Origin of the sequence: Sphingobacterium sp. T2 (genome assembly GCF_000814685.1) — a bacterium.
Classification (GTDB): domain Bacteria; phylum Bacteroidota; class Bacteroidia; order Sphingobacteriales; family Sphingobacteriaceae; genus Sphingobacterium; species Sphingobacterium thermophilum.
Genome location: NZ_JXAC01000200.1, coordinates 1 through 6,387 on the forward strand (window position 1 = coordinate 1; position 6,387 = coordinate 6,387).

General features: G+C 41.6%; 8 protein-coding genes. 1 reads left to right on the forward strand and 7 read right to left on the reverse strand.

What is annotated here, in order from left to right; genetic code table 11:
• Nucleotides 1-131 precede the first annotated feature (131 nt).
• The 3 genes from SD31_RS11900 to pdxH are packed head-to-tail and all read right to left on the reverse strand — an operon-like array spanning nucleotide 132 to nucleotide 1,649.
• Nucleotides 132-497: a hypothetical protein gene (locus SD31_RS11900; RefSeq protein ID WP_052259014.1), complete on the reverse strand. Its 366-nt coding sequence runs from the start codon at nucleotides 495-497 to the stop codon at nucleotides 132-134.
• A 1-nt stretch (nucleotide 498) separates the two neighbouring features.
• On the reverse strand, nucleotides 499-993 hold the full coding sequence (locus SD31_RS11905) for an NADH-quinone oxidoreductase subunit C (RefSeq protein ID WP_039054293.1): 495 nt from the start codon (nucleotides 991-993) through the stop codon (nucleotides 499-501).
• Complete coding sequence (gene pdxH, locus SD31_RS11910) at nucleotides 993-1,649, reverse strand: pyridoxamine 5'-phosphate oxidase (protein ID WP_039054294.1); 657 nt, start codon at nucleotides 1,647-1,649, stop codon at nucleotides 993-995. Before pdxH ends, SD31_RS11905 begins: the two co-directional genes overlap by 1 nt.
• Nucleotides 1,650-1,788: 139 nt before the next feature.
• Between pdxH and SD31_RS11915 the strand changes: the two genes are divergently transcribed.
• The gene (locus SD31_RS11915) at nucleotides 1,789-2,349 is read left to right on the forward strand and encodes a YqgE/AlgH family protein (protein ID WP_039054295.1); all 561 of its coding nucleotides are present in this window, start codon (nucleotides 1,789-1,791) and stop codon (nucleotides 2,347-2,349) included.
• Nucleotides 2,350-2,413: 64 nt separating this feature from the next.
• Here SD31_RS11915 and SD31_RS11920 read toward each other — a convergent pair whose 3' ends face one another.
• The 4 genes from SD31_RS11920 to SD31_RS11935 are packed head-to-tail and all read right to left on the reverse strand — an operon-like array spanning nucleotide 2,414 to nucleotide 6,361.
• Nucleotides 2,414-3,142: a hypothetical protein gene (locus SD31_RS11920; protein WP_156138350.1), complete on the reverse strand. Its 729-nt coding sequence runs from the start codon at nucleotides 3,140-3,142 to the stop codon at nucleotides 2,414-2,416.
• A complete protein-coding gene (locus tag SD31_RS11925) occupies nucleotides 3,126-3,404 on the reverse strand; it encodes a hypothetical protein (RefSeq protein WP_039054297.1) in 279 nt (92 codons plus the stop codon). The genes SD31_RS11920 and SD31_RS11925 overlap by 17 nt, the downstream gene beginning before the upstream one ends.
• A gap of 15 nt (nucleotides 3,405-3,419) precedes the next feature.
• Nucleotides 3,420-4,226: an endonuclease/exonuclease/phosphatase gene (locus SD31_RS11930; protein WP_039054298.1), complete on the reverse strand. Its 807-nt coding sequence runs from the start codon at nucleotides 4,224-4,226 to the stop codon at nucleotides 3,420-3,422.
• Nucleotides 4,227-4,228: 2 nt separating this feature from the next.
• Nucleotides 4,229-6,361 (reverse strand): DUF5689 domain-containing protein, encoded by a 2,133-nt coding sequence (locus SD31_RS11935; protein ID WP_052259015.1) that lies wholly within the window; start codon nucleotides 6,359-6,361, stop codon nucleotides 4,229-4,231.
• Between the last annotated feature and the right edge of the window lie 26 nt (nucleotides 6,362-6,387).

The window sequence follows — 6,387 nt, forward strand, 5'->3', positions numbered from 1 at the left end:
TCTAATCATATTCATTATATGATTCTCGGTCGACGGAACGAACCACAACGAATGRAWGWAAAGACTCCTATATCGATACGTACGGTTCCGTATCGGCAATGTGAGTGGGAATGCGATTGATTCGATTCAGTTCACAGACTAAAACGACGTATATACTCTACCCGTTTCGGAATTTTATCGGCTATTCCCAACATACGTTCTACTCCCATCACATAGCTGTGGCTGTTGTTCATAGAAGCCAGATAGTCCAGTCGGTCCGTGAAAGGAATGGTTTTGGGATAACTCAACGACTCAGCATGTTTGTCAAAACAGCGGTGCAGATATCCCAAGTGAGGGATGATTTCCTTAACAATTTCACCGTCGGTAATCAACTCCAAGCGCAACACTCCGTGCGTAGAAGGATGTTGTGGTCCTAAGTTGATGACCATCTCGGTAGAACCTATACTTTCTATCTTCTCTTTATATTTCAGGTAACCCTGATTGTATTGTTCAAGCATGTTATTGACCTTTTATTGGTATTCCGTGGTACGATTCCGGATCTTCATAATCTTTACGCAGAGGAAAGCCCTGCCAATCGTCCGGCAGCAGAATTCTTCGCAAGTCAGGATGTCCTGAAAAAAATATACCCATAAGGTCAAAGGCCTCCCTCTCGTGCCAATCGGCTGTTCGCCATACACTGCTTACGGAAGGTACTTCCGGCAAGTTGTTCTTATCTCTATTTTCCATAGTCAGCTCCACTCGGAGAGTCAGCTGTCTTTGAAAGGGAAGAGACGCTAGATTATATACTACAGCAAATCTATTTTCCGGAAAATAATCCACCGCAGTAATATTTGATAGAAAGTCAAAATAGTATTTACTATCATCTCTGAGATAACGGCAAACGTCAACCAAAATATCTTTCGGCAGTGTGATGGTCTGCTGCAGTCCCCCTTCCATGGGCAGTATGTTTTCCACACCGAACTTGCTCTGTAAATCTTGTATCAAATTGTTCATTAGGGTGCTAGTCTTTTTTTTGTCCAGGAGTTATTTTTCGCTTTTGTATATACAATCCTGTCATGCAATCGAGAGCTTCTTCCCTGCCAAAATTCCATCCGCACAGGCTTCACCAAATATCCACCCCAAAAGGTGGGGCGTGGCACCAAGGGTTGTCCGGCAAACTTATCTTCATACGTTGCCACACGTTCCTCCAATACGGACCTATCGGCAATAACCTGACTTTGAGGGGATGCCCAAGCACCTATTTGACTGCCACGAGGTCGTGACGCGTAATACTCATCGGAATCTTCTGCCGGCAACTTCTCCACTATACCTTCAATACGAACCTGACGCTGTAGCTCCGGCCAAAAAAACAACAGACTCACCTTGCCATGTTGTTCTATATCTTGTCCTTTCTGACTAGTATAGTTGGTAAAAAAACTAAATCCTTCAGACTTCAAATCTTTAAGAAGGACTACCCGAGATGAGGGGAAACCTTCACGATTTATAGTCGAAAGAACCATAGCGTTAGGTTCCACCACCTCACCATCCAAGGCCTGCTGAAACCACCGTTCAAACTGTTCTATAGGATTGTCTAATGTGTCATTTTCCGATAAAGAACCCTTCGCATAATCCTCCCTTATCGCAGCTATATCCTTATGTTCGATTGCCATAAAAATCAAAAATTATTTATACAAACTTAATAAATGAAGTGCATAAATCTACCTAATAAGTGGGATTTTGACAGACACATTTCACTTGTTGAAACGTTTTTTGTAGTTTAGACTAAAAATAACATGGAGAGAAAAAATTATGTTTAATTCGAATCCACCAAAACAGGGAAGTTTGCTGCTTTCAGAGCCTTTCATGTTGGATCCCAATTTTGAGCGATCTGTAGTATTGCTATGTGAACATAACGAGGAAGGCACGATAGGTCTTATTCTGAACCAACGGTCAAGCTTGTTGCTGTCGGATGTGGTGGATATGGATGTCGCAGACTTTCCTTTATATATTGGAGGGCCGGTACAGCACAACGCCATCTTTTATCTGCACCGTGCTCCCGAGAAAATAGAAAACGGCAAACTTATCTACAAAGACATCTACTGGGGTGGGGATTTCGAAAAAGCGGTTTTTCTGATTAACGAAGGTATACTTTCCACAACAGAAATAAAATTTTTCCTTGGCTACTCAGGCTGGTCCCCGGGACAACTTGACGAGGAAATAAATCAAAATTCTTGGGCGGTACATAATGAATACAGTACCGAACTCACCTTCCTCACCGATGGAGAAGACCTATGGAAACAGGCTTTGATAAGCTTAGGGCCTAAATATGCTCATGTAGCCAACTTCCCGAAAAGTCCTTATCTGAACTAAATGAACGCAGATTAAAAAAGCGAAACTGATTAGTTTCGCTTTTTTAATGCAATTAATACAGTAGTTAATGAGTTTCAAACTCATGCACAGAATATATATTGAAGTTGTCAAGAAATATTCTGTTAGCAGGAGAACTGATACTGTTTCCTGTGACAAAACGTACCCTGATGGTAGAGATTACCGTATTGGTTTCTGGCTTCTTGATATATAGGTAATGGAAAGAATTATTCCATAAATTTTGTTCTACCAAAGCAGACTTTGAATCAAAGTGATTTAAGGCAATGGTCTGGGAAGTGGTACCATCCTCAAACTGACAGCCGTTTTGAAGTTCTACTGTAAGCTTATTGTTGTCGGGCTCGCCAAACAAAGGCGCATACGCCACCGCGTTGAAGCTCAATACCAAAATACTGTCCTTCTCTATTCCACCTATGTTTCTGCTTATAAAGTCAGCACCATAGTTATCCTTTCCAAGTTTTACATGCTCGAATCGGCCGTACACATATGCTGCCTCCTGGTCCTCTCCTACCGTAGAAGTCCATCCGTTCGCCAGCTGTGTAGAAGTCCAGCTTTGCATCAACACCTCCCTCCCTTCATCCAAGGGATTTACCACGCCATAACGTAACCAACTAAAGTTATCACTAAACCGGCGTGTATATCCTTGTGTGACTGTGACAAATCCTCCATTAAGATCTTCTGTGATAAGAGATAACACACTAGTTCTTAACTCAAAAGTTTCCTTCAATGGTTTAATATCCAATATGACATGGTACAGGGAATTAGATACTTTTTCCACCTTTCTCTACACTAATCCAATTTTCTGGATCTGCAGTTTCACTCGAAATAGAAAATTCTTTGTCGGTCAAGACATAGAGTGTATCTTTTCCTCCGGAGATGTCTACCTTATAGGCAGACTTAATTTGATCTTCAGCATGAACACTCGAAGATATGATAAAATCTGATGCGGAGGAGGAAATCTCTTCTTTTTTACAGGATGTCAGACCTAAGGAGAAGAGTATTAAACCATATAGAGCCTTATATAAATGATTCTTTAACATAACAATCTTTAAAAATTAATTCCAAGTAATTACAAGGTCAGCGATAATAGGTAGATGGTCGAGGTCATTTAATCCGGTATATGGTGCCGACACATTAAAAATCTTGATATTCGAAGAAGTAACTATATTATCTATGTTACCATTCGTATCACCTCGAAATCCTGTTCTCAAGGCTTTACCACCAGAGGTGTTGAACCATCCCAAATGCCCTCCATTGGCAATATTAAACCCTTGTTCAGCAAACTTCAACTGGTTAGCATCAGGAGCATTCATATCCCCCATACAGATAAAATACTTATACTTCTTAAGCTCTTCGAGAAGCATACCGAAAGAATGGTCATGGATATTCTTCTGCCAAGGGATATGTGTTGAGATGACCGTTATCACCTCATTCCCAATATGCAAATCCCCTAACACAGCGTAATAATCGCCATCCCACTTTTTCTCTCTTATATTGGTTATTTTATAATTTGTCGCAAAGCCATTAAAAATCCAGCGGTATGGGGTACCCAATACCACGGTGGAATAAAAGGGATCTAATAGCTGTTGTTGTGCCTGATATACGCTATCCTTGTCAAAGTATAGATTCCATTCATTGAAAGAAAAAATATCAAAACCTTGAACACCTATCCATTGCTTCCATCTGATAAGTTCTGCGGCCGCGACCTTCTTATCAAGCTGGAAACCACCCAATGACCCTTGGTTAAAATGTCCTACATTATACGAACATACCCGTAGCTTCACCGGCATGCTTGGTGTTTGCTGTGCAACACCTAATGTTGCACAGCAAAGAAAAATCAAACTATAAATCAATCGAATCATATCTATTTATTATATCGAACGGCTAGATAGCCAATGCCTGTATTTGAAGCGGCAGTCATAGGTTCTGACGCATACGAATTACCATCACTAGCCAAATTTTTGTCCACTATCAACCGGATATAAACAGTTGATTTACCTAACATTGCCAATGGAAGCTTGAAGTTATAGTTCTTATAAGCTGCAAGCTGATGTATGGTTGTATTGGCCCACAAAGGCATATCGGTAACCGTAAAAGTTCCTATAGTATTCCACGCTTGATCCATGTTTCCATGCTCAGACCATTCTACCCTCCAGTAGCGAGGAGCTCCTTTTCCTGTCGCACCAGTCAGGTTGGACATAGTAAACTGAAGAGAGAGCTGAGACGTATTTACCCCAAGAGTAGAGAATTCTAAGATGAAGGCCTCTCCTCTCTGTTTAGCTTCATTCCACCACATGGTATTGGCAGCAATAGCGGCATTTACTACCTGCCCCTTACCATCACTGTTTGTGTTGGCTTCCTGATTCTGTTTAGTTACCCCCACAAGAACTCCATTTCCATATTGATTGGTATTCCCCAGATTCGTAGCTCCTACAGGTCCTAAATAAGAGTAATCGAAGCTGCGCGTCAGGTTAAGGTTAGCTACCGAAGATTTTATCGTACCCGAACCGTATGTAGCCTTGGCCACACCATTCTCGATAACAGGATATTGGAATTCCGTCAGCAAGCCCGAGAAACCTTGATTAAAATCCGAATTGATTTTGATATCTTCTTTTGCCAGATGGCGGATTTGATATCGACCTATATTTCCATATTTATCTTCTGTTGGAGCATCTTCGTATTCAAAGCGTGTAAATTTCTCATGGACGATGACGCCGGCCACTGTTCCCGAGCCGTAAGGCAGCATAGCTCCATCCCGTCTATAAGGAACATTCGTATTGGTCATCAGGAATATGGTGTTCCCTTGAATATCGCGCATCAACAAAGGGTATTTCGCAATACGGTGTGCGCTGAACAAAATAGAATACCCCTCATTTATAGGTGTAAAAGAACCCTTGCGGATAGGAAACTCCACGTCTTTCAAGGTGACAAATGTGAAAATATCGTCGTCCGTAAGCTCGCTGATATATTTACTTTTCACCGCAAGGTCAGAAGCTATACCTTCTTCTTGGCTTAACACCATCATGGATGTCACTCCTGTGATAGTATAAAAATCGGGATTCGATTCCTTATTCACCGTAGTGCCCTTCAAAAGAATTTTCACTTTGCTATATCTTTTGAAGATATTGTCATTAGTCGTACTAGTGACAATCTTAAAACCATATCGGCCATCGAAACTTTGGATATAGGTAACCTTATCGTTTTCGGTATAGTTGATTGCCGTAGGTGTAGTCTGTAAATATTCGCTAGCATTAGGGTTCTTAGCATCAGAGATGATATGTCCTTCGATATAAATATCGGAGGTAATACGTTCTCCAGCCCATGCCCTCACCTGTGGAAAGTCGACCAATGCTCCGAATTCATTATTTGCATTGGCCTGCACCAAATATAAGGTGGAGGATATCTGCGCTCCCCAACCATCCACGTAGGTAAGCTTCACCTGTACGCTACGCAAGTTTACTGGATCGGGATTGGGCTGCACGCTGAATGTCAACAAAGAATCCTGAGCATGATAGTTGAAATCTTCATTCACCCATGGTTCTACACTTGCATCAGGATAAATCACTTGAATATCTATATCCTCAAAAGGAACATTGGCATTCAAATCTACATTAACCGTTCCCCCGTCGCCCAATACCGAGGTATTGAGGACTGGGAATTGCATCTTGGCTTCCATGACGCCACGCTGCTTGATATACACGGTATCGTAGCGTCCATATTGTTCGGAATGAAGAGGAACTACTGCCATTCTATTGAAAGAGTCATTCGCTTCAAAGCGGAAAGTGATGGTGGTATCCCCTCTGAAAGACCTGCCATCGGTCTTCAGCCAAGTGTCTTCGGGACTTATATCTACTGTAAATTCCGAATTGGACAACACTTTTACCTTCACTTCTCCCGCAGTATTAGGAACGATAAACTCATTGGTTTGTGCCCCTAATTCAGAAAAAGGCACAAGTTCTACCACATCCTTCTTACAGGCCTGGAATGCTATAAGCATCAGCACCAAAGGAACTATATTTTAAA

Coding starts and splice junctions, on each gene's coding strand:
- SD31_RS11900 (WP_052259014.1), bottom strand. CDS start 497: ATGCTTGAACAATACAATCAGGGTTACCTGAAATATAAAGAGAAGATA.
- SD31_RS11935 (WP_052259015.1), bottom strand. CDS start 6,361: ATGCTTATAGCATTCCAGGCCTGTAAGAAGGATGTGGTAGAACTTGTG.
- SD31_RS11930 (WP_039054298.1), bottom strand. CDS start 4,226: ATGATTCGATTGATTTATAGTTTGATTTTTCTTTGCTGTGCAACATTA.
- SD31_RS11925 (WP_039054297.1), bottom strand. CDS start 3,404: ATGTTAAAGAATCATTTATATAAGGCTCTATATGGTTTAATACTCTTC.
- SD31_RS11915 (WP_039054295.1), top strand. CDS start 1,789: ATGTTTAATTCGAATCCACCAAAACAGGGAAGTTTGCTGCTTTCAGAG.
- pdxH (WP_039054294.1), bottom strand. CDS start 1,649: ATGGCAATCGAACATAAGGATATAGCTGCGATAAGGGAGGATTATGCG.
- SD31_RS11905 (WP_039054293.1), bottom strand. CDS start 993: ATGAACAATTTGATACAAGATTTACAGAGCAAGTTCGGTGTGGAAAAC.